The organism is Parabacteroides caeci, assembly GCF_023656795.1.
GTDB lineage: Bacteria > Bacteroidota > Bacteroidia > Bacteroidales > Tannerellaceae > Parabacteroides > Parabacteroides segnis.
This window is the reverse complement of sequence record NZ_JAMOKT010000046.1, coordinates 37603-61444: the sequence shown is the minus strand read 5'-3', so window position 1 is coordinate 61444 and position 23842 is coordinate 37603. Positions and strand designations below refer to the sequence as shown.

General features: G+C 45.3%; 15 protein-coding genes and 3 pseudogenes. 5 read left to right on the top strand and 13 right to left on the bottom strand.

What is annotated here, in order from left to right; genetic code table 11:
* Window positions 1–118: 118 nt before the first annotated feature.
* From NBH15_RS20315 to NBH15_RS20270, 13 genes and pseudogenes are all read right to left on the bottom strand, one after another.
* On the bottom strand, window positions 119–2491 hold the full coding sequence (locus tag NBH15_RS20315; protein WP_250823413.1) for an ABC transporter permease: 2373 nt from the start codon (window positions 2489–2491) through the stop codon (window positions 119–121).
* Between the two features lie 717 nt (window positions 2492–3208).
* Window positions 3209–3559, bottom strand: a complete 351-nt coding sequence (locus tag NBH15_RS20310) for a DUF6169 family protein (RefSeq protein ID WP_158579705.1) — start codon at window positions 3557–3559, stop codon at window positions 3209–3211.
* A gap of 112 nt (window positions 3560–3671) precedes the next feature.
* Window positions 3672–3836, bottom strand: a complete 165-nt coding sequence (locus NBH15_RS20305) for a hypothetical protein (protein WP_186960406.1) — start codon at window positions 3834–3836, stop codon at window positions 3672–3674.
* Window positions 3837–4125: 289 nt separating this feature from the next.
* Window positions 4126–6453, bottom strand: coding sequence for an ABC transporter permease (locus NBH15_RS20300; RefSeq protein ID WP_250823412.1), 2328 nt, complete (start codon window positions 6451–6453; stop codon window positions 4126–4128).
* Window positions 6454–6583: 130 nt separating this feature from the next.
* Window positions 6584–7264, bottom strand: coding sequence for an ABC transporter ATP-binding protein (locus NBH15_RS20295; protein ID WP_250823411.1), 681 nt, complete (start codon window positions 7262–7264; stop codon window positions 6584–6586).
* Between the two features lie 287 nt (window positions 7265–7551).
* On the bottom strand, window positions 7552–7689 hold the full coding sequence (locus NBH15_RS20290; protein ID WP_158579706.1) for a hypothetical protein: 138 nt from the start codon (window positions 7687–7689) through the stop codon (window positions 7552–7554).
* Between the two features lie 190 nt (window positions 7690–7879).
* On the bottom strand, window positions 7880–8248 hold the full coding sequence (locus NBH15_RS29560) for an ABC transporter permease (protein ID WP_443146952.1): 369 nt from the start codon (window positions 8246–8248) through the stop codon (window positions 7880–7882).
* A 222-nt stretch (window positions 8249–8470) separates the two neighbouring features.
* Window positions 8471–8833, bottom strand: a pseudogene (locus tag NBH15_RS29555) (ABC transporter permease); the annotation flags it as partial.
* 246 nt (window positions 8834–9079) lie between these two features.
* Window positions 9080–9421: pseudogene (locus NBH15_RS29550) on the bottom strand (FtsX-like permease family protein); the annotation flags it as partial.
* A 132-nt stretch (window positions 9422–9553) separates the two neighbouring features.
* Window positions 9554–10243 (bottom strand): annotated as a pseudogene (locus NBH15_RS29545) (ABC transporter permease); the annotation flags it as partial.
* 33 nt (window positions 10244–10276) lie between these two features.
* Window positions 10277–12661, bottom strand: a complete 2385-nt coding sequence (locus NBH15_RS20280; protein WP_244051125.1) for an ABC transporter permease — start codon at window positions 12659–12661, stop codon at window positions 10277–10279.
* Between the two features lie 465 nt (window positions 12662–13126).
* Window positions 13127–14377 carry an efflux RND transporter periplasmic adaptor subunit gene (locus NBH15_RS20275; RefSeq protein ID WP_186960411.1) on the bottom strand — a complete coding sequence of 417 codons (1251 nt, stop codon included), beginning with the start codon at window positions 14375–14377 and terminating at the stop codon, window positions 13127–13129.
* Between the two features lie 43 nt (window positions 14378–14420).
* On the bottom strand, window positions 14421–15761 hold the full coding sequence (locus NBH15_RS20270) for a TolC family protein (RefSeq protein WP_048314704.1): 1341 nt from the start codon (window positions 15759–15761) through the stop codon (window positions 14421–14423).
* 249 nt (window positions 15762–16010) lie between these two features.
* Here NBH15_RS20270 and NBH15_RS20265 point away from each other — a divergent pair, with 249 nt between their 5' ends.
* The 5 genes from NBH15_RS20265 to NBH15_RS20245 all read left to right on the top strand — a co-directional run bounded on the left by NBH15_RS20265 (window position 16011) and on the right by NBH15_RS20245 (window position 23841).
* Window positions 16011–17363 (top strand): sigma-54-dependent transcriptional regulator, encoded by a 1353-nt coding sequence (locus tag NBH15_RS20265; RefSeq protein ID WP_010803552.1) that lies wholly within the window; start codon window positions 16011–16013, stop codon window positions 17361–17363.
* Between the two features lie 96 nt (window positions 17364–17459).
* On the top strand, window positions 17460–18776 hold the full coding sequence (locus tag NBH15_RS20260; protein WP_250823409.1) for a sensor histidine kinase: 1317 nt from the start codon (window positions 17460–17462) through the stop codon (window positions 18774–18776).
* A 181-nt stretch (window positions 18777–18957) separates the two neighbouring features.
* The gene (locus tag NBH15_RS20255) at window positions 18958–20211 is read left to right on the top strand and encodes an Nramp family divalent metal transporter (protein ID WP_007653312.1); all 1254 of its coding nucleotides are present in this window, start codon (window positions 18958–18960) and stop codon (window positions 20209–20211) included.
* A gap of 313 nt (window positions 20212–20524) precedes the next feature.
* Entirely contained in the window at window positions 20525–22273 is a 1749-nt protein-coding gene (locus NBH15_RS20250; protein WP_010803554.1) for a glutamine--tRNA ligase/YqeY domain fusion protein, read from the top strand.
* 125 nt (window positions 22274–22398) lie between these two features.
* Window positions 22399–23841 carry a tetratricopeptide repeat protein gene (locus tag NBH15_RS20245; RefSeq protein ID WP_048314702.1) on the top strand — a complete coding sequence of 481 codons (1443 nt, stop codon included), beginning with the start codon at window positions 22399–22401 and terminating at the stop codon, window positions 23839–23841.
* Window position 23842: the final 1 nt, after the last annotated feature.

Genomic DNA, 23842 nt, shown 5'->3' with positions numbered 1-23842 from the left:
ATTATTACTCTAATATATTGATTTTCAAGGAGAATATAAAATAAAACAATGAGATAATTAACTGAATTATAAATTTTTAAAACCTGAATCAGAAGCTGTTTTCAACTCCTGATTCGCATTATTCACTTTTTACACTGTTCACCGGATTCTCATTTGCCGCTTTCCAGTTCTGGAATGTAACCGTCAGCATGGTTATACCGGCCACAATGCCGAAAGCCAACACAAACACCCACCAATAGATCGGGGTCCTATCGGAAAAGTTTTCCAGCCATTTATGTACACCGTAATAAGCAAACGGGACAGCGATCACAAAACAGATCGAGACAATACGCAGATAAGACCTGTTAAACATATTCAAAACCTCCCCTACCGTAGCACCGAACACTTTACGCACTCCGATCTCTTTACGCCGGTATTGCGTTTCAAAAACAACCAGTCCAAAGACACCCACGATCGACAGCACGATAGCCAGCAGGCTGAACAAAGTGACCATCTTTTTCAGATACTGTTCTTTATGATACAGATTATTGAATACCGTATCATAAAACTCCACCTCGAACGGATATGCCGGATCGATATCGGCTATTACCCGGTGGATATGGGCGACGGCATCTTCCACATCGGCTCCGGCAGACAGGCGGATATAGCAGACAGGCGTTACCTGTTTTTTGGTTACTATAAAAACCAGCGGCCGGGTTATCGAGCGTAGCGATGAAATCTTTATGTTATCGACAAAACCGGCAACACGGCCTATCCCCATCCAACTTTTCTTCAACAGATGCCCCGGTTCCATATCAGGAGCCAGTTCCTGTACCCGGCGGGTAAAAATACAGGTATAAGTAGAATCACTCTCTGCATCCGAGCGGTTGAAATTATGTCCGCTGATAATCGGAATCCCTACGACATCAAGAAAGTTCCACGAGGTATATACTATTTCAGTATTGAACTCTTTATCGTTACAAACGAAATTATTTGCGGAATAGTTATTCGATGCTCCCACTTTATCGCTGGCAAAGCCTACATCTTCGATGGCGACATGTTCTTTCAGCCGGTTCATCAACAGATCGCCTGACTTTTCGACCATCTCGGTACTTAAAACAGCCATTGCAACCTGATCCTTATCAAATCCCAGCTTGTAGGAACGCATATAATTATTCTGAAGTTGTATGAAGAAGGAGCCGATAATCAAACCGATCGAGACAACGTACTGGAAACCGATCAGGACCATACGCAATTTCCGTCCCGAAACCGATAACCCGAAACTCCCTTTCAGTACCAATGCCGGCTGGAAAGAGGTCATATACCACGCCGGATACAGTCCTGCTATCATTCCCAGCAAAACAGCCATTCCCAACATCATAAATAATAAGGGGATATAATGCAGCATATTCGTATCCGCTTCCACAAAGGAAAGAACTCCCGTTCTGTTCAACATCCAAGTCAATAAAAAAGAGAGCAGACAGGAAAACAGGCAAATAGCAATCGCCTCGATCATCAGGCTGACCCGCAGGCTGAATGTCGAACTGCCTAATACCTTTTGCGTATTGATACTTTTGATGCGCATCGGTGCCAGTGACGTACTGAAATTCGTAAAATTGATTCCGGCAATGATAATGATCAATAAAGCGATCAATACCAGCAACCGCATCGTACCGATATTTCCGGCTTTGATCATATCTTCATACTGGCCGGCCGTATAATAAATGTCCGTGACAGGAATCAGATGCAGGAAGGTCTTATCCTGGGTTCCATATTTAGAGAAGTCGAATGTCTTGTTGAAGTTATCTTCCACCTCCTGCCTCGATTCGGGCGAATCCAGCAGGATATATCCCATAAAGTTCTGAGAATACCAGTCATCTTTCCCCCAATCTTCCTTCATACGAATATAAATGCTATTTTTCATCTGTGCATTCTCCGGAAAATCTTTATAGACGCCACCGACGGTAAAGTTCTTCTGGTCTATATACCATATTTCATCCTTACAATAAATGTTTTTTCCCACGGCCGGTTCCTTACCAAACATTCGCCGGGCCATGCTTTCCGGTATGATTACCTTTTCCGGATCTTCCAGGCAGGAAGCAGTCCCCTCCAGTATAGACGGTTCGAAAACATGTACAAAATCCGGATAACAGGAGATGATTGATTCTTTAAAACCTTTCTCATCCCCCTCCTCTCCCACGGTCACATAGTAATGTCCACTGGAGGGGCTTAGCAGTACACTGCTTTCTATATGAGGGGATGAAGCAAAAACAGCATCTGCCAGTGCACGGGGCAGTATCGATGCATAAATATCCACTTCCCCATGATTCACGTCCACCCGGCAAATGCGTGAAGCGGTCGGGTAACACCGGTCGAAAGTCTGTTCATATTCAACCTGCATCATAATCACCAGAAAAGCGGTAAAGGCTACCGACAGTCCCACTATATTCAGGAAAGACGCCATCTTGAAGCGGCGCAGCACATTCAGAAAGTTTCGCAATATCGTTCTCATTGATATACTATTTTTTGTTATTTCAGTTATTTGCACATTCCAACGACCAAAATACGTGCCAAAACAATAAAACATTAAATATCAATAAAATAAAGGACAGCCAAGCATCAAGGTATGTCTAATAATTAGACAGTCCTGTCCAGTTTTTTTACATCCTATCCGACATTCTCCCGGAAGTATTCACATTCCACGTTTCAGGTTTCAGCTGCAACAATATTCGGCTGTTTATTTAGAAATAATTGAGCTATTAGTTTTGTGACTGGTTGTAACTGGCTCCCCTCTCGAGAGGGGGCAGGGGGTGTGTTAAAGCCAGTCAATAAAACAAGCCTTGTTACAAGTTTATTTGCCGTCTGCTTCAGCTGACGGATTAGTAAAGGATCTATCTCATTGGACTTTAGTCCCATTTCTTACAGGTTTCTATCTAGGAGAAATGTGGCTGAAGCCAAAAGAGAGAAACAACTTGTAAACCGTCAGCTGAAGCAGACGGCAAATGAACCTGTAATAGTCAAGTGACTCTGATTATGGTGGTTGTATAGGCGGGAATATGACACACCCCCTTCCCCCTCTCAAGAGGGGAGCCAGTTACAACCAGTTGCTATAAACAAACACTCATTTCTGATAATTTCTGAATCAGGATAATCGAATCACATGCAACAAGTTAAACGCACAGAAGACTGAAACGATACAACTTAAAGCCACAGGAAGAGTATGGGGCATTCAGATATTATAAAATTGAATTTCAGCAAGTTTTTTAAATTCTTCTTCTAATATATCAATATTATGATTTCCTGAATTAAAATATAATGAAGCAAAAGTAACATTTTCTTCTATGGCACATTCTGCATCCAATTTGCATAAACGTCCCCTGTTAAAACAATCAAACCAACTATCGAACAACCTTTTCCGAACTTTTTGTCTCCCGTCATCGATATCACAAATCGTTATTAAAGCATCTTCATTGATTGAGAAGAATCGCTCCAAAATAGATATAATAGTGTTTCTAACTTTATGACCATTATTTCCCCGGAAAGAAATATCTTCAGGCACATAACGTTCTATGTTGAACATATACAATTTCAGAGGAAAGAAATCCGATACGGACGGATAATCAATAAATGTCACAAAATAGTTAATATTGGTTTCTGTCGTAAATTGATATCCAAACTCTGTTGTTGTTATTTCATAGAGGCTTGACAAATTCGATTGAGTCACGTTTAAATCCATTTAAGGTTCCATGCTTAGAAATATAAGCATGAATAGCCCGCTTATCATCAATCACTTTTTGGAAAAAGCTACACTTTTTCTCTTCTGATTGCTTAATTGTCTGTACTCTATTCTTATTCATGATTATATTTTTTACAAAGGAATCATTTATATTTCAAACTAACAAATTATCAAACGTTCTTTATTACTATTTTAACACAATACATCTTTCTGTCATGACAATCATACTTTCTATCAATATTTACCCCATTAAAAAGCCACCGAAAACAGGAATGCATCCCCATCTGATAGTTAAACAATTACAGATAACAAAACAAAAAAATAGCCGGAAAGTTAATCTCCGGCTATCCTTAAGCGGCTATCCTAGCGCTAAATTATAAATTTATATGCTTTTTTTCATCATTTATTCCTTATTTATTAGCAATACTATTTACCGGATTGGCATTGGCTGCTTTGTAACTCTGGAAAAAGACCGTTACAAACGAGATCAACAGGCAGAAAACTCCGGCAGCTATGAAGATCAGCGGATTTAAAGAGATCCGGTAAGAATAATCGGATAACCACTGATTCATAAAATACCAGATGATAGGCGTTGCAATAATAAAGGCGAAGCCCACATAAACCAGGAACGAACTGATCAGGCGGAATAAAACACTCCGGTTATCCGATCCAAAGACTTTACGGATAGCTACTTCCTGTGAACGCTGCTGGATAAAATAGGTCGACATAGCCAATAACCCCAACATGGAGATCAGAATAGCAATACCGGCAAAGATGGAAACGATCTTGGTGGTACGTATTTCCGATTCGAATGATTTCTGCACCTGCTCTTCCAAAAATTTTGCCTCGAAATCTAATCCGCCGGAAGCCTTACTATAAATCTCACGTATTTTCTGGTAAGCAGTATATGGATTTCCTTCCACTTCAACCAGTATACTCCAAGGGTATAAATCGCTCCGGTTATCGATGCGGAGCATGGCCGGACGAGTTTCATCCGTAATATTACCCTGCTGAAAGTCGCGTACAATACCGGCTATCGGAGTCGCATTCTTATTCCAGCTGAAGCTGGGAGCGTCCAAAGGCAACTCCATATCCCTCATAGCCTTTTCTGTCAGATACCAACTCTTTTCCGCCAAATGGTTCTCACGTATAATTTCGTATCCCAACATATTGAATGCGACACTATCCATAAGGAACTGCTGGAAACCCAGGAATTTACCTTCATAGTCGGAAGACATGTTATTACTTCCGCTAAGAGGCATTCCGGCAACCAGGCCGACACGCTTAACGAATGACTGGCGTCCGAACTCGTCGATAGCTGCATTCCGGTCGGAGTTATTCGAAAAACCATTCGAAACCTCCAGGATATTTTTAGTATGATACCCAAGTGGTGCACCGATCAGATGGTAAGATTGCAAAATCATTACAATGGCAGCGGCAATCATAGCGATCGTAATCGTATTCTGGAAAGTGATAAAGACTTTGCTGAACACCATTTTTGTCTGCCGGCGGAATGTTCCGCGCACAATATCGATCGGCTTAACCGAAGAGATCAATACGGCCGGCAACAATCCGGAAAGGACACCGATCAATAAGATAAGAGCAATAGCAGCAATAACCCAGACTAATGTGAAAGTAGCCCCCAGATCGACCTGTGTCTGCAACAGGTTGTTTACAAACGGAACTGCCGCATGAGCCAGCAACCACCCTACCCCAAAAGATATAACTGTCAGTAAGGTAGATTCCACCATCAGACGCATGAACAGTTCTCCGCGCGACGATCCCAACAGACGCCTTGTTGCCATTTCTTTGGCTCGCTGGCCGGCCTGAGCCACTGTCAGGTTTATATAGTTGAAAATGGCAAAGATCAAAATCAGGATACCGACAGACAGCAGAACGATTACAAAACGTTTGTTACCGGAATTAACGGCACCGAACTCGTTCAGATCGGAAAAATATAATTCATTCAACGGAAGCAAAGTGACCGTTTTGGACATTCCCTGTTTGTAAATCCAGAACATCTCTTTAAAATAACTGAGTATATCCGGAACTTTCGGACGCAGGTCGGCTCCCGGTTTCATCTTCAGGAAAGGGACTGTCGATCCGGCATTTCCGGGATTATCCATACTGATAGACCAGTTATATTCATGGGCCCGTTCTACACGGAATATAATATCGGCATAAGGCAGGGTCGAGTTTTTAATATCTTCCATAATGCCACTCACCAAATAAGAGGTCGAATCGCCAATGGTGATGCTTTGTCCGACGGGGTTGTCTGTTCCAAACAGTTTATTGGCAAAAGTCTTTGAGAGAACAATATTGTTTCGGTCTTCCAACACCCGGTTCTTATCACCTTCCAGCAGTTTGAAGGAAAAGAAATTGAAGAAACAGGAATCGACAAGGATAGGTTTGGCAGTCAGTTTCTTTTCGTTTCTTTTTACAATCTGGTTACCCACATTGTTCGTAATGACCGGACAAACCTGTTCAATCTCCGGATAACGTTCCTGCAACCGGTAAGCTATCGGCAAAGCCGAAGTCGGTCCCCTGTCATTACACAGTACATAAATACGGTCTTTGTCCGCATGGAACTTATCGACAGATAATTCCTGTACCGTATAAACAGCAATCAGTATAACGAACATCAATGAAACAGACAGTCCGAACACATCGATTGCCGTGTATGCCTTATTCCTGCTCAGGAATTTCAGGAATGACTTTATATTTAATAAGTTGTTCATCTTCTTAATAGTTTAGTGATTCTACAGTTGGCGAGAATAAAAACATATCCCGCCTTCACAGGTAGGATATGTTCGTGTTTGTTCTTACATTCTTAATTTAGCTATATGTTCATGTGTAAAATCTAATTCATCAAATAAATTCGCTCACCGATGATACGATGCTACCGTCGAACAGGTTGATGATGCGGTGTGCAAAACTGGCATCATGCTTGGAGTGGGTTACCATGATAATGGTTGTTCCCTCTTTGTTCAGTTCGGTAAGCAATTGCATTACTTCGGCACCGTTCTTTGAATCCAGGTTACCAGTCGGCTCATCGGCAAGAATGATCTTCGGGTTGGAGACAACGGCACGGGCAATGGCAACACGTTGTTGCTGACCTCCGGATAACTGCTGTGGGAAGTGAGCGGCACGGTGGCTGATGTTCATACGTTTCAGAATATCGTTTACCATCTGTTTACGTTCGGCAGCCTTTACTTTCAGGTAGGTCAGCGGCAGTTCCACATTTTCGTATACATTGAGTTCGTCGATCAGATTAAAGCTCTGGAATACGAAACCGATATTCCCTTTACGAACCTGTGTACGTTCTTTTTCTTTCAGGTGGCCCACTTCTTTATCAGCCAGGTAATAATCACCCGAAGTCGGGTTATCCAACAAACCCAAAATATTTAATAAAGTTGATTTACCGCAACCGGAAGGTCCCATGATGGCAACAAATTCTCCATCCTTCACCTCCAATGACACATTGTTCAATGCGATTGTTTCTACCTCTTCTGTACGGAAATGCTTACTTAATCCTTCAATCTTAATCATAATGTTATTTATTTAATTCTACATTTATACTTTATATTCCTCTTTAAAATCCACTCTCTTTGCTCTATATAATTCAAATTACGTGCCAAACTTAATAAAAAGCTAGTTTTCAACATTATACTGTTTTATCTTTTTTACAGCTGTGTCTAATATTTAGACAGTCATGTCTATTTATTAGACACTTTGCGGCAGAAAAACATCCGACCTTCACAGGCCGGATGCACATGTTTAATTAAAACTTAAACTAATATCGGTGACTATAAAGAGTCTCTGTCACCTACAATATATTATTCGATTTCCGGACGATCGCCACCTCCACTTCCGGCCTTTTGGAAGAGAGCTCTGAAACGATTCATATGGTTAGCATATTCCGAATTATTCAGATTGCCAAGAAAAAACTCCTGAATCTTAGTTAATGTACCCATGATTTTATGTTTAATAAATGATTGCTTGTATAAAACGCACGCAATATAAGGATTAATAATCAAACGGAGTTATCTTTTTGCTTCTTTTTTTGCAATTGGAAAAGTATATATATATCGAATGTAAAACTTCCGGCAACTTGAATTGCTTTCAGGATGCCGGAAGTTTTACTTCTGCCATTTCCTACGTTTTTTAATCCGCTTTCAGGCTTTCCACCGGATTCTCGTCGGCCGTTCTCCAGGCACGGAATAAAACGCAGCTGATGATGATCACATAGACGAACAAGGCGGCGCCGATAAAGATAAAGGCACTAAGGTGGATGCGTTCCGCGAATTTTTCCAGCCAACCGGATGCGCTGACATAGGCGATGGCGGCTCCTATCGCCAGGGCGGGAACCGCAATATAGGAAATATCCTTTGAGATCATCCGGAGAATATCGATGGCTGTCGCACCGTTTACCTTACGGATGGCGATCTCGCGACCACGGCGGTTGGTCTCGTCGGCTGTATATCCCAGCAATCCGATCAGGGCGATAATCAAGGTGACAAGGCCGCTGATCATGATGGAGTCGCGGAAGTCGCGGTCGTCCTGGTATTGGTTGAGAATATCCATCTTATAGACGGAGGCTTCGACCACTTTATCGGGCATGGCGCTGGCCAGTATGTCATTTATCTGAGCCAGGTTTTCAGACGACATGGTATGCATCTTTATCAGGATGACCTTAGCCGGATTATAACTGTCGGGCGTGTTGTAGAAGAGAACAGAAGCACGGGTATCCGGCCCTTTCAGCGAACCGATACGGAAATCTTCGTAGACACCGCTGATAGTGAACACCTTCGTGCCGTTGCTATGTTCGGAAATCATGACGCCTTTGCCGAGAGGGCTTCCTTTCCAGCCGGCCGTCTTCTCCATAAGGTCGATAAACTGGCGGCTGACCATTACCTTATCGTCATTCGCTTCGCCCGGCTGGAAGGCAGTGCCCTCAACGACGGGTATTTCCATTATCTTGAAATAATTGTCGGAAACGAAATACATATCGGCAATATTGAACAACTCACGGTCTTCACCCGGCAGGGAAACATTATTTCCGGAAGCATAATAGAAAGGCAGTTCAGTACTGCACCCGACCTGATCGACCTGTGGCAGGCGGCGCAGTTCGGCCATAGCACGCTCACGTTCCTGTACTCCCACTCCAGTGGTATTGCAATAGATCAGGTTTTCGTAGGCATACCCCGGATCGCTCGTGATCATCTTGTCATATTGGCGGCTGATCGTGATCAGAAGTGCCACCAGATAAGCCGTGGCGACAAACTGCACGAAAAGCAGGCAAAGTTTCCAATACCTTTTCGACTCCTTCACGCTGCGGAAAGCCGAAGCAACCGGTATGCGCAGGAAAAGCCATGTCGGAACAAGGCATGTCACCCCGAATACAACCAGACAGATACCCGCCAGAAGCGTCACGGTGGGCAGCGTAAACAAAGCCGACAAGGATGCCGACAGCAAATCTTCCACCTTACCTCTAAAAATAAGGATCAGGAAGGCACCCAGCAACAGGGCAAGCAAGAGATGCAGCAGCGATTCGGAAAGTATCATTCCGAGAATATCTTTTCCGGAGGCTCCGTAGCATTTATGTACCGCCACCTCTTTTGTCCGTCCGATCAGGGTGGAGATGACAACGAGGATATAGTTCAAGACGGCGATGACGATCAGGATCGTAGCCAGGAAAAGCAACATCGCGTTCATATCTTTTACATCTTCGTTGTTGTTATGGATATCCTGCAAGGGGGATATAGTATAAAACAGATCGACACCGGCTTTCTTGAGGCCTTCCAGGTCCTGATTGCGTTCCTGCATGCGGCGGATGGAGGGGGCGAGCGACTCGGGAGTTGTTCCCGGGAGTAGTTTCACATAGGCTATATAACGGTCGTTACCGATCCAATTGGTTGTGCTTTGTACGGAATAACCGGCCAGCGAACCTAAGATGTCGTATTGCAGATGGCTGTTTTCAGGTATATCTTCAAACACGCCGCCAATCGTTTGAACGGAATTGCGGTTCACATCGCGCACAAAGGTTTTGCCGACTGCGCTTTCCACGCCGCCCATCTTTTCGGCCAGCGAGCGGGAGATCATGACATAATTCGGACGCGCCAGCACATCTTTCGGGTCACCGATAAGTATCGGACGCGGGAAAACATCGAAAAAACTGGTATCGGTCAACAAAAGGGTTGCCGTGTAGAACTGTTTTTCGGGGGTCATTATCAGTTCATTGTCCGAGCCGATACGGGTGTAGCGGGTGGCTGCTTCCACTTCGGGTATTTCCGCTTTCATCCCGGGAGCGATCGCGCCGCTCACCTGTCCCCAGGTATCTTTTTTCCCCTCGCGATTGATGCCCGACTTGACCAGATAGATGCGGTCGTTGTCCGGATAAAAGTTATCATACGACCGTTCGAAACAGACTTTCGCAATCAGAACCAGTCCCATTGCCAATCCGACAGCCAGGGCGATGATTTTAATTCCATTGTTCCTCCCCTTCTTGAACAGGGAACGGAATGCCATACTAAAATTCTTTACCATATTATATATGTATTACTATTCAGACTTCAAACTTTCCACCGGGTTCGATACGGCAACCATCCACGAACGGTAGACAACCGTAGCCAGGATGACCGTCAGTATACAGACAGAGCAGAAAATGAACAGGCCGGCATGCATCGGTATCTTTTCAGAGAATTGTTGTAACCATTTCTCGCCCGTATAATAAGAGCCGGCAGCTCCGATCAGGATGGCGGGAAAAGCCATCCAGGCCACATCGCGTGTCATCAGTGAGAGGATATTCATCTCGGTAGCACCGTTAATTTTCCGTACGGCGATTTCCTTGCCGCGACGGTTGGTCTCGTCATTGATATAACCGATCAGTCCGATCAGGGTGATGATAAGGGTCACGATGCCACCCCACATAACCGAATTGCGGAAGAGACGTGAAGCGTTATATAGATTCGTCACGCTGACGCTGTAGGAAGCGAGTGTAAATTCATTGTCCGGCAGGAATTTTTGGATGACGTCGTGTACGTTTGCCATATTCTCGGCTGTCAGCTTATGGAATTTGATGACGATATTCTGATGTGCCCTGTTTCCATAGAATAATGCGGAAGGATACATCAGATCCTGACCGATCTGACCAATACGGATATCATCGTAAACACCCACGATCCTAAAATCTTGTGAATTTCCACCATGGCCGCTTACCGGCACGAACTTTCCTACTACCCCGTCTTTCCAGTCCAAGGCTTTCGCCAACTGGTCCGCCATCATGCGGCTGACCATCATCACCTGCGCAGAATCGGAATAAGAACGGTCGAAAGCCTTTCCTTCGATCACCGACATTTCCATCAGGGGAACATAATCGGCATCCGCTTCGTAAAGATCGTTGAAATGGACGATCGTTTCATTCGTTCCCGGACGGTAAGCCATATCGCCGGAGCCACTGTAAATAGGCAGGTTGGCGCACGACGCTACTCCTTCCACTTCGGGCAGCTTGGCCAGTTCGTCCATCAGGGCACGGCGTTGCGAGCTTTTCACACCGCTCGGAGAACAATAGGCCAGGCGGTCGAACGAGTAGCCGGGATCATCCGTCACCAGTCGTTGGTATTGCAACCCGATCACAACCAGCAGGCAGATCAAAAAACCGACAGCGATAAACTGGATGAACAACAGCACTTTCTTCCACGACCGCCTCGACTCATTATACGACCTGAACACGGATGCCACCGGTACGCCGGCAAAGAGGCGCGACGGCAGTAATCCCGCCAGCAGGAAGACAACAAGGCAAATAGCTACCAGCATCGGAATCGTATCCAAAGAGATGAGCGACAGCAGGGAAGCGTTGAGCAGTTCCTCCACCATCTCGCGGAAAGCCAGTATCAACAGGGCTGAAACACCCAGGGATATGAGCAGGTTAAGGAATGTCTCGGAGAATATCATGTCGGAGATATTCCAGCCGGATGCTCCGTAACATTTATGTATGGCTATATCTTTCGAGCGGACTACCAGCGAAGAGATCACCAGCAGTATGTAATTCATCAGGGCCGCAAAAAGGATGGCGGAAGCGATGGCGACCAGCATGACAGCCATCTTCTTCGTTTCAGGCGACTTGCCGTAGACCTCTTCCAGCGGGCAGAGTTTCAGTTTATAGTTAATACCCTGTTCTTTCAGTTTATCGGGGTCGACATGGCGGTCGAGCATATCGTCCATCGGCTTGACCATATCTTCCATGCTGACACCCGGTCGCAGAAGGGCATAGGCATTGTAGCTGTCGCCACCAAACCATCCGTCTTCGTTCGACCATCCGGCGATTTCTTTATAAGAGGTCATCGAAACCAGCATATCATAGAAAAGATGGGTATTCTTCGGAACGTCTTTGAAAACGCCACCGATCGTCAGGCTGACACCGGGATAGGCTTCGATCTCGAAAGTCTGACCGACGATATCCGTTTTACCGGCACCGATATTTTTCGCCACACTTTCCGAAACAAGTGCATACAGGGGACGGCCAAGCGTTTCTTTTGCTTTGCCGGCTATCATATCACGCGGAAGAACATCAAAAAAGCAATCATCGGCCAGCATCAGGGTAGCATCGTATTTCCGTTTGTCAGGAGTACGGATCATAACGTCGCCAAATTTAAGGGCACGGGTGGCGGCCTCTACTCCGGGAATTTCGGCTTTCATACCGGGAGCTATACCTCCGCTGACATGGGGATAGGTATCGAGCGGATTATCTTTGAACGATACGTTTTCCTGGATGGCATATATCCTGTCCGAAGCCGGATAGAAGCCATCATAGGACAGTTCGAAGCATACTTTCGCGATAAGGACCAACCCCATTGCCAGGCCTACACCTAACGACAATATCTTAATGCCACTGTGCCGCCCTTTCTTAGAAAGGGACCGGATAGCTATGTAAAAGTTCTTCATCATAGTGGTATGTTTTATATTCAGTTATTATTAGGATATACATATTTCAATTATTATCAGATGTGAATGTTTGTTTATAGCAACTGGTTGTAACTGGCTCCCCTCTGGAGAGGGGGAAGGGGGTGTGTCATATCCCCGCCATACAACCACCATAATCAGAGTCACTTGACTATTACAGGTTCATTTGCCGTCTGCTTCAGCTGACGGTTTACAAGTTGTTTCTCTCTTTTGGCTTCAGCCACATTTCTCCTAGATAGAAACCTGTAAGAGATGGGACTAAAGTCCAATGAGATAGATCCTTTACTAATCCGTCAGCTGAAGCAGACGGCAAATAAACCTGTTACAAGGCTTGTTTTATTGACTGGCTTTAACACACCCCCTACCCCCTCTCAAGAGGGGAGCCAGTTACAACCAGTCAATAAACAGATGATTCAATTATTTCTATACATGATTCATTTATTCTATATATCATTCCAAAACCAGCACCTCGTTATCCTTATAGCTTTCATAGCTGGAAACGATTACCTTTTCTCCTGCTTCCAGGCCTTCTGTTACTTCATAATACTGCGGGTTCTGACGGCCGATCTTGATCTTACGGCGATAGGCTTTCTTACCATCTTTGTCAAGTACGAAGATCCAACTGCCACCGGTACTCTGGAAGAATGTTCCGCGTGGGATGATGATACTCTCCGTCGGCTGTCCCAGTTCCAGATTGATATAATAGGTCTGACCACTACGGATATTGTCAGGACGTTCACCTGTAAACACCAGGTCCGTACGGAATTTACCGTCGCGAACTTCCGGATACACCTTGCGCACGGCCAGTGCGAAACTTGTTCCCTGACGGTCGAAGTCAGCATCCAGTCCCGGCTTAACACGGTCGATATAATGTTCGTCGATCATCGCTTCCACCTTATAGTCGGAAAGGTCGTTGATCTGGCCGATCTTAAAGCCGGCAGAAACATTCTGTCCCAACACGACATCCAGCAAACCCAGTTCGCCGTCAATCTGTGAACGGACATTCAGATGTTCCTTACGTTCATGAACCAATTGGATGTTACGGCGCATATTGGCCAGACTGGTTTCCATTTCGTCCATCTGGATCGTACGGGAAATTGAATCCTGACGCAAGCGCTCGACAACAAGATCATATTTCTTTGTTGCCAGTTCATAATCTTCTTTAGCTTTCAGATAATCTTCCTTGGCAATCAGGTTTTCATCATACAATTTCTTCTGTTGTGAATAAGCACGGCGTGAACGGGCAATGTCGACATCGAGCTGCGCCTTTTCCAACTGATTGTTCAGTTTGTCCTGTTCCATGGCCACCTGTGTGTTACGCAGGAAGTTTTGTTTTTCCGCCAGCTGAGCTTCGGCATCCAATATCTGCAAATCGAGGCTTGAATTGGAAAGGCGGATAATAACGTCGCCCTTCTTTACCTGGGCACCTTCTTCCACCACTTTCTCCTGAACGATACCGCCTTCTTCCGGGCTCAACTGTACCACAGTTATCGGCTGCACCTGTCCGTTTACACGAACGAAATCATTGAACTGCTCCTTCGTAACCTCACCGATACTGATACCGCGGGCGTCCACTTTCAATGTCGATGCATGATCGCCGAAAATGATCCATCCGACCAATGCCAGGAATAAAACACCGCCACCTACATAAGGTAAATGTTTCTTCTGAATGCCTCTTTTCTTTTCTAATTGTATATCCATTGTTGTATGTTTTTATTTCTTTATTATCAGTTTCTGTTTATTCTCAGTTTATACCTTCAATCAACGGTTTACCTTTATAGTAATCAACCAACTTGCATTTCAGCAGATACATCAGCTTCCGTTGCAGCAAATCAGCTTTCGACAGCAGTAAAGTGTTGGCGCTGGTCTGTAAGTCGATCGGGCTCATCAGGCCTTCTTCGAATTTGCGAAGAGTCACCTGGTAAGCTATTTCGTCCGCCTGGGCTTTCTTTTCCATCTGGATCGTTTCCTTGGCGTACCCTTCACGATCGAGGATAGCCTGTTCGATAGCCGTCTGCAACTGGCGGAGCACCTCGGTCTGCTGTTCCTGGGCGATACGCATATTGTTGCGGGCCTTGCGCAGATTTGTCAGACGGTCCAGGCCATTAAAAAGCGGGAAACTCAGGTTAAAGGAAATGTATTCCCCCCGGTTGTTCTTAAACTGGCTTCCGAATGCAGCAGGAGCCTGTTCTCCTTTCAGGTTCTCATAATAATTGGTAGAAACACCGGCTGAGAAAGAGATGGAGGGCAACATGCGTCCTTTAGCCATCAGATATTGCATTTTAGATGACTTCAGTTGAAGTTGTGCCTGCAAAGCTGTCGGGTTATTATCGGATGCATAATCGTAAATTTCCTCCACCGATTCCAACATGGTTGCATACGATTTATCCAGGAGCATGGTATCTACGTCCAACTCCATATCCGACGGGAAGTTCATATTTTGTTTCAAAGTCAATATGGCTGTATTCAGCAGATTCTGCTGATGCGTCAGGTTATAGTCGTTGGCAGCGACCTGCGCTTCGATCTGGGCGACATCGGCTTTACCTTTCAGTCCCAGCTCTTCTTGGCGACGGGTCTTATACAGGATGCGGCTGTTCTCTTCCAGTTGCTCGGCAGCCAGTTTTACTGTTCCCTGATAATATACGACATCCATAAAAGCCTGCATCGTATTGATTGCCAGATCATCCTTTTCCTTCTGGATATCATTCATACCCAATTGACGGTTCGCTTTTGCCATACGCCATTGGTTGATCAGTTGTCCCCCATTAAATATAGGTATGGAAACACTCAGGCCATATCCGTTATTAAATGTAGATGTATTGTTATAGACGTTGGTTTCCGGGTCAATGGAACGTCCGAAACTATACTGTGCTCCCACACTTGCACTCATGGAAGGGAAGAAAGAAGCTACTGCTGAATTCAACTCTGCTTTATAAGAATCGCTCGTATGGGTTTGTTTCTTGACTTTCGGACTGTTTTCAACGGCATAATGCATGCACTCGTCCATTGTCCAGCGTTTTTCCTGGGCCATGGCAACTGTTGCCAGGCTAAGCGAAAGAATCGATGTAACTATTATCTGTTTCATTTTTGTGTTATTTTCTGCCAACAAAAGGGCAAAGAGCGTGCCAAACCTGATAAAACACTATTTATCAATAAATTGTAAAAACCGTTCTTTTTCAGAAGTGTAAAGAAATTAGACAGTGGTGTATAATTATTAGACAACCTGCATTTATCCGTTTTGTACGCATATTTTATCTGTCTAAATTTTAGACACAGGTTAGGTAGTATAAAACCGAAGCCCTATCTTTGCATTATAAATACATTAAATATCACAATGGCTAAACAAGGCACCATACTGGTCGTAGACGATAACAAGGGGATTCTCACCGCAGTACAGATGCTGTTAGGCACCTGCTTCGAGAAAGTGATAACCATCTCTACTCCAAACAAAATAAAGACGACACTACATAACGAGAATGTGGACGTAGTCCTGCTGGATATGAATTTCAGTGCCGGAATCAACACCGGTAACGAGGGACTTTTCTGGCTGTCCGAAATAAAGAAGGAAGACCCGGCCGTACAGGTCGTACTCTTCACCGCCTATGCAGATATAGACCTGGCAGTAAGGGGCATCAAGGAAGGCGCCACCGACTTCGTTGTCAAACCGTGGAATAATGCGAAGCTGCTGGAAACACTGAAAACGGCTTACGATATCCGGATGGCAAACCGGAAAGGAGTTCCGCATGAAAGCAGCAAGCAGGTTATCTCCAAGGAAAGCGGTATGTTCTGGGGCGAAAGCAACGCCATGCAGCAACTCCGCAACCTGATCGAAAAGGTTGCCAAAACAGACGCCAATATCCTGATCACCGGAGAGAACGGAACTGGTAAGGAAATGCTGGCAAGGGAAATACATATGTTGTCGAACCGCAAAAAAGAGGCTATGGTCCCTGTAGATATGGGCGCCATCACCGAGACATTGTTTGAAAGCGAACTGTTCGGCCATATGAAAGGTGCCTTTACCGATGCACGCGCCGACCGCCCCGGTAAGTTCGAGGCAGCCAACAACGGAACCCTGTTCCTGGACGAAATCGGGAACCTCTCCTATCATTTACAGGCAAAGCTACTGACGGCTATCCAGCGCCGCAGCATCGTCCGGGTAGGAAGCAACACCCCTATCCCGGTAAATATCCGCCTGGTCTGTGCCACCAACCGCGATTTGCAGGAGATGGTACAGAAAGAGCAGTTCCGTGAGGACCTTTTATACCGTATCAACACGATACACGTGGAAATACCGTCCCTCCGCGAACGTCCGGAAGACATTGTTCCGCTGACTGAAATATTCCTGGCAAAATATTGCAATATCTACGGTAAATCCTCCATGCGCCTCAGCGCGGATGCAAAGGATAAATTGAAGCAGCAACCCTGGTTCGGTAATATCCGCGAACTGGAACATACCATCGAAAAGGCCGTGATTATTTCCGAAGGCGAAACCCTCGACAGCTCCGACTTCGACTTCCCCCGCAAGAAAGAATCGCCGCTGAAAGAGGCAACCACGCTGGAAGAGATGGAGTACAACATGATTAAGAATGCCATGGACAAGTACAACGGCAATCTCTCGCTCGTCGCCAGCCAATTGGGTATTTCACGTCAGACGCTGTACAATAAAATCAAACGTTATGAATTATAATGTGCTGATATGCCAATGAAAGGCACAGCACAACACAGCGTAGGTTGTATCCATAATTGGCACATTGGCAGATTAGCACATTGACACATTATTCTTATGTTAAAAGGTATCTATCATAGTCTGACTTTCCGGCTGGGGTTATTCGGAGTATTAACCGTTGCAGGAACCTATTTCGCCATGACGCGGCAATGGGAATGGTTTATCCTCGTTTTCATAGGCTGGCTGTATTCCATACGGATGATGAGCCTGTTATTCAAACGCAACGCCCAGAAGGTAGCCTTCATGTTCGATGCCATCGACAACAGCGACTATGCATTCCAATATGCCACCCGAGGACGTTCATCCAACGACAAACTGGTGAGCGAATCATTAAACCGCATCACCCAGATACTTTTCCAGGCGAAAGCAGAAGCCGTGCAGAAAGAAAAATATTACGAGCTGATCATGAACTCGGTCAATACCGGCATAATCGTATTGGATGACATAGGCAACATCTACCAGACCAACAACGAAGCCCTTCGTCTGTTGGGCCTTTCCGTTTTCACCCATGTCAAACAGCTGGCGCGCATCGATGAAAAACTACAGACTACGATTGCCAATATCCTCCCGGGCGACAAACATCAGATATCATTCGTAAACGAACGCGGAACGGTAAACCTTTCCATCCGCGTATCCGAAATGACCTTGCAGGAAAAACATGTGCGTATCCTGGCTATCAACGATATCAACAGCGAACTGGACGATAAGGAAATCGACTCCTGGATACGCCTGACCCGTGTGCTGACACACGAAATCATGAACTCCGTCACCCCGATCACCTCACTGAGCGATACGTTGCTTTCCATCCACGAAGACGCCAACAGCGAAATACGTAATGGCCTGGAAGTGATCAGTACAACGGGAAAGAGCCTGATCTCATTTGTCGAGTCATACCGCAAGTTCACCCATATCCCGACACCGGAACCTTCGTTATTCTATGTGCAAAAGTTTGCGGAGCGGATGACAAACCTGGCCCGTCACCACAACAATTTCCCCAATATAACGATTAATATAAATATAGAACCGGCCGACCTGATCGTTTATGCGGATGAAAAACTGATCACCCAGGTTGTACTGAACCTGCTGAAAAACGCCATGCAGGCCATCGGCAGCGGACAACCGGACGGGCTAATCGAGCTGAAAGCCTATTGTAATCCGGACGAGTCCGTGATTATCGAGGTGAGCAACAATGGTCCTACCATTCCACCGGAAGAAGCGGAACATATTTTTGTGCCGTTCTTCACGACCAAAGAAGGCGGAAGCGGCATCGGGTTGTCCATCTCGCGGCAGATCATGCGGCTCTCGGGGGGTAGCATTGCCTTAAAGAGCAATCCGGCGATAAACAAAACGTCGTTTATTCTGACGTTCCCGTAGAAAACAATAAAACGTTCCCTTTGTTATTTCTATTAGAGGTACGTCTAATTTTATTTACACCTAGGTCTAAATCGATTTACACGTACGTCTAAATGAATTTAGAGGTAGGTCTGTTTCAAAAGACTACAGGAAAGAACAAAAAGAAAGTAACTAACATTTGGATATAACAAGTAATAAAAACATGAAACTGCTAGACAAACTCAAGATCAATCACAAACCTCGTTCCGGAGGATTAGACCTTTTAAAATACATAGGCCCTGGATTATTAGTCACCGTTGGATTCATCGACCCCGGAAACTGGGCAACCAACCTGGCAGCCGGTTCCGAATTCGGATATGCACTGCTATGGGTGGTTACTTTCTCTTCCATCATGTTGATCATTATCCAGCACAACGTTGCCCACCTCGGAATCGTAACCGGTTTGTGCTTATCGGAAGCGACCAATAAATATATGCCCCGGATGCTTAGCCGTCCTATTCTGGGTTCGGCCATGCTTGCCAGCATTTCGACTTCGCTTGCCGAGATATTAGGTGGAGCCATTGCGCTACGGATGCTGTTCAGCATACCGATAAAGATTGGTGCCGTAATCGTTACGATTGCCTGCCTGATCATGCTTCTCAGCAATACCTACAGCAAGATAGAACGCTGGATCATCATGTTCGTTTCCATTATCGGCCTCTCTTTCCTGTATGAACTGGCTTTGGTCGATGTCAATTGGGGACAGGCCGTCACCGGATGGGTAAAACCGTCGTTTCCTCCCAACTCTATGCTGATCATCATGAGCGTACTCGGTGCCGTAGTGATGCCCCACAACCTCTTCCTCCACTCGGAAGTGATACAAAGCCGCGAATGGAACCTGGAAGATGAATCCGTCATCAAGAAGCAGCTGAAATACGAATTCTATGATACGCTCCTGTCGATGGTTATCGGCTGGGCGATCAACTCAGCCATGATTATCCTGGCGGCAGCAACATTCTTTAAAGAAAAGATTACCGTAGACGAACTGGACCAGGCGCAACAATTACTGGTTCCCCTGGTTGGAAACAACGCCGGCGTGATCTTTGCCGCCGCACTGCTGCTGGCCGGTATTTCATCAACGATCACATCGGGTATTGCGGGAGCCTCCATCTTTGCCGGTTTCTATGGGGAAGCCTACAATCATAAAGACTTACACTCCAAGCTGGGAGTCATTCTTTCATTCGTTCCGGCCTTGCTCATCATCTTCCTGATCGGCGACCCGTTCAAAGGACTGATCCTCTCGCAGATGCTGCTGAGCGTGCAGCTTCCTATCACGGTCTTTACCCAGGTATATCTAACCTCCAGCAAGAAAGTAATGGGACAATATGTCAACTCCCGTTCAACCACCATCCTTCTCGTATTATTGGGAACCATGGTTACGGTATTGAACATAGCTCTGTTAATCAGCTTGTTCTGACGCATTACATTCTACGTTTCACCATAGCACACAGGTGACACAGATTGAACGGATGGGCACAGATTCTTATTTAATAAAATAAACATCTTCTCTGTGTAAATCCGCCAGTTCTACGTCACCTGTGTGCTATAGTGAGACTATAGTAACCCAATTAAGAAAAGCCGGTAAAACAACTTTTTCCTTATCCATGTATTATACTCTGTTCGATAAAATTAAGCCACAAATACAGGAAAAAACTTGTATTGCTATGCAGCAAATAAAGAAATCGCTACCTTTGTTCCGTTAATAAAGAAATAACATATTTATAACAGATATGAGCGATATCAGAACGAACGAAGAAGAAGGCAAAAAAAGCCTGAATTTTATTGAAGCAAATGTTGAAAAAGACCTGGCAGAAGGTAAAAATGGCGGACGTATACAAACCCGTTTCCCACCCGAACCAAACGGCTATCTGCATATAGGACACGCCAAAGCAATCTGTCTGGATTTCGGTATTGCAGAACGTTACAACGGAGTTTGTAACCTTCGTTTCGACGACACGAACCCTGTAAAAGAAGATGTAGAGTACGTCGATGCAATCAAAGAAGATATAGAATGGCTCGGATTCCATTGGGGTAACATCTATTACGCATCCGACTATTTCCAGCAATTGTGGGATTTTGCCATCCGTCTGATCAAAGAAGGAAAAGCCTATATCGACGAACAAAGTTCGGAAGTTATCGCCCAGCAGAAAGGAACCCCTACCCAACCGGGTATCAATAGTCCGTATCGCGACCGTCCTATCGAAGAAAACCTGGCGTTGTTCCAAAAGATGAGCGACGGCGAAGTGGAAGAAGGTGCTATGGTATTGCGTGCCAAAATAGATATGGCAAACTCGAACATGCACTTCCGCGACCCGATCATCTACCGCGTAGTGACGTCGGCACACCATCACCGCACCGGCGATACATGGAAAGTGTATCCGATGTACGACTTTGCCCACGGACAGAGCGACTTCTTTGAAGGCGTTACACACTCGCTTTGTACACTCGAGTTTGTGGTACACCGTCCGTTATACGACCTGTTCATCGACTGGTTGAAAGAGGGTAAAGACCTCGACGACAACCGTCCGCGTCAGACTGAGTTCAACAAACTGAACCTGAGTTATACGCTGATGAGCAAACGCAACCTGCTTACACTGGTAAAAGAAAAGCTGGTCGACGGTTGGGACGATCCCCGTATGCCGACTATCTGTGCATTCCGCCGCCGTGGTTATTCTCCCGAGTCTATCCGCAAGTTCGTCGATAAGATCGGATATACCACTTACGACGCCCTGAACGAATTCGCCTTGTTGGAAAGTGCCGTTCGTGAAGACCTGAATGCCCGTGCCACCCGTGTATCGGCCGTTCTCGATCCGGTCAAACTGATCATCACCAATTATCCGGAAGGACAGGTGGAAGAGATGGAAGCTATAAACAACCCGGAAGACCCGGAAGCAGGCAGCCACCTGATCGAATTCAGCCGCGAACTGTGGATGGAAAGAGACGACTTTATGGAAGATGCACCGAAGAAGTTCTTCCGTATGACTCCCGGACAGGAAGTACGTCTGAAGAATGCTTACATCGTGAAGTGTACCGGTTGCAAGAAAAACGATGCAGGCGAAGTGGTGGAAGTCTATTGCGAGTACGATCCGAATACCAAGAGCGGCATGCCGGACAGCAACCGCAAAGTAAAAGGAACGCTACATTGGCTGAGTTGTGCGCATAGTCTACCGGCAGAAGTCCGCTTGTACGACCGACTCTGGAAAGTAGAAAATCCGCGTGATGAACTGGCCGCTATCCGCGAAGCCAAGAATTGCTCCGTGCTGGATGCGATGAAAGAGATCATCAATCCGGATTCTCTGAAAATATTAACGAACTGTTACGTGGAAAAATATCTGGCAAACGCCAAGCCGTTAGATTATTTACAATTCCAGCGTATCGGTTATTTTAACGTAGACAAAGACTCTACGCCCGAAAAGCTCGTCTTCAACCGCACCGTATCCCTGAAAGATACGTGGAGCAAGGTGAAGGACAAGGCTTGATAATTTGCCAATTAAACAATATGCCAATGCGCCGATTTTAATAATGTACCAGACAGGATATACTAATCATTCCGGTTATTGGCATATTAACAAATTGGCATATTGGCACATTAAAATTATTCCCTATGAAAAAAGATGATATTTCACGCCTGCTACAACGTTATCTGTCTGCCCGCGAAATGGGAAAAGAACCCTATTTCGATGCAGATGAAGTAGATGAACTGTTGGGCAGCTTTGAAGAATCGGATAATTATGACTACTTTGATGAAGTTTTAGCTTTAGGACTAAAACTTCATCCGGGTAATACAGACTTACAGATCAGACAATGCAAACTCTTCGTTTATAATGAAGATTATAACAGTGCACTGGCTCTGATCGATTCAATCGCTGAAACAGACAACCAGGACCTTGACTTATTACGGTTAGAATGTTATTGCATGCTCGACCGGTATGATAAACTGATCGAGTACACAGAAAAATTGATCGAAGAGGATTGCGATTATCTGGAAACCGTTTTCGAATATACCGCTCCCCTTTTAAGTGATATGGAAATGAACAATGAAGCCCGCGATTTCATAAACCGCGGCATTGATTTATTCCCTCAGAATCTGGTATTGAAAGATGAGTTATGCTACAACCGGGAAATAGAAGGAGACATCGACGGGGCGATCAGCATCTGCAACGAACTGATCGACAAAAACCCTTACTCCCACGAATACTGGTTCACACTCGGACGGTTATATTCGATTAAACTGGAGTTCGAAAAGGCAATCGAAGCATTCGACTTTGCACTGACCTGCGATGATTCGGACCCGGAGTTGAAGATACTGAAAGCCTACTGCCTCTACATGAACGAAAATTATGAAAAGGCACTGGAAGTATATCAGGATATCAATGGCGACTTTGAGATGGCGGAGCGCATCAAACCGCTCATGGCTGAGTGTTATATCAAACTTGAGAATTTTGAAGGAGCCTATAATCTGCTGAAAGATATTATCGGTAAAAAGGTGACTGACAACGAACCGGCTGCATACATCAACTTCATCCGTTGCTGTGCAGAAACGGAACGTCACCGGGAGGCTTCCAAGACGTTGACAAAGGCGGTCGAACTATTCCCCAACAATGTCAGGATACTCTCTCTGCTGGCTTTGACCTACGTAGAAAACGGAGAAGACAAGCAGGCAGTCGAGACCACCGAACGTCTGTTCGAAGTATTGGATAAAGGAGACTACTATCAACCGGAGGATTTTGAAAGCCTTTTCCATGCCGGACAGTATCTCTACATGAAAGGCGATATCGACAAGGCGATCAAATATTATAATAAGGTATATGCCGTTAATCCGAATCTGCCTTTTATCCATCTCCATATGGCTATGGCTTATCTGGCTAAAGGAGATATGAAGCATTTCGGCGAGCACTTCAGCAAGACTACCCCGAAAGAACTGATCGAGTACCTGGAAAACTCAGGTATCGACTTCAGCGATGTGGAGCAGCAGTTGCTGGGCAAACATATCCCGCCGGAAGATCTGACAAAGGAATTCCTCAATAATAAGGACAATAATAACTAAT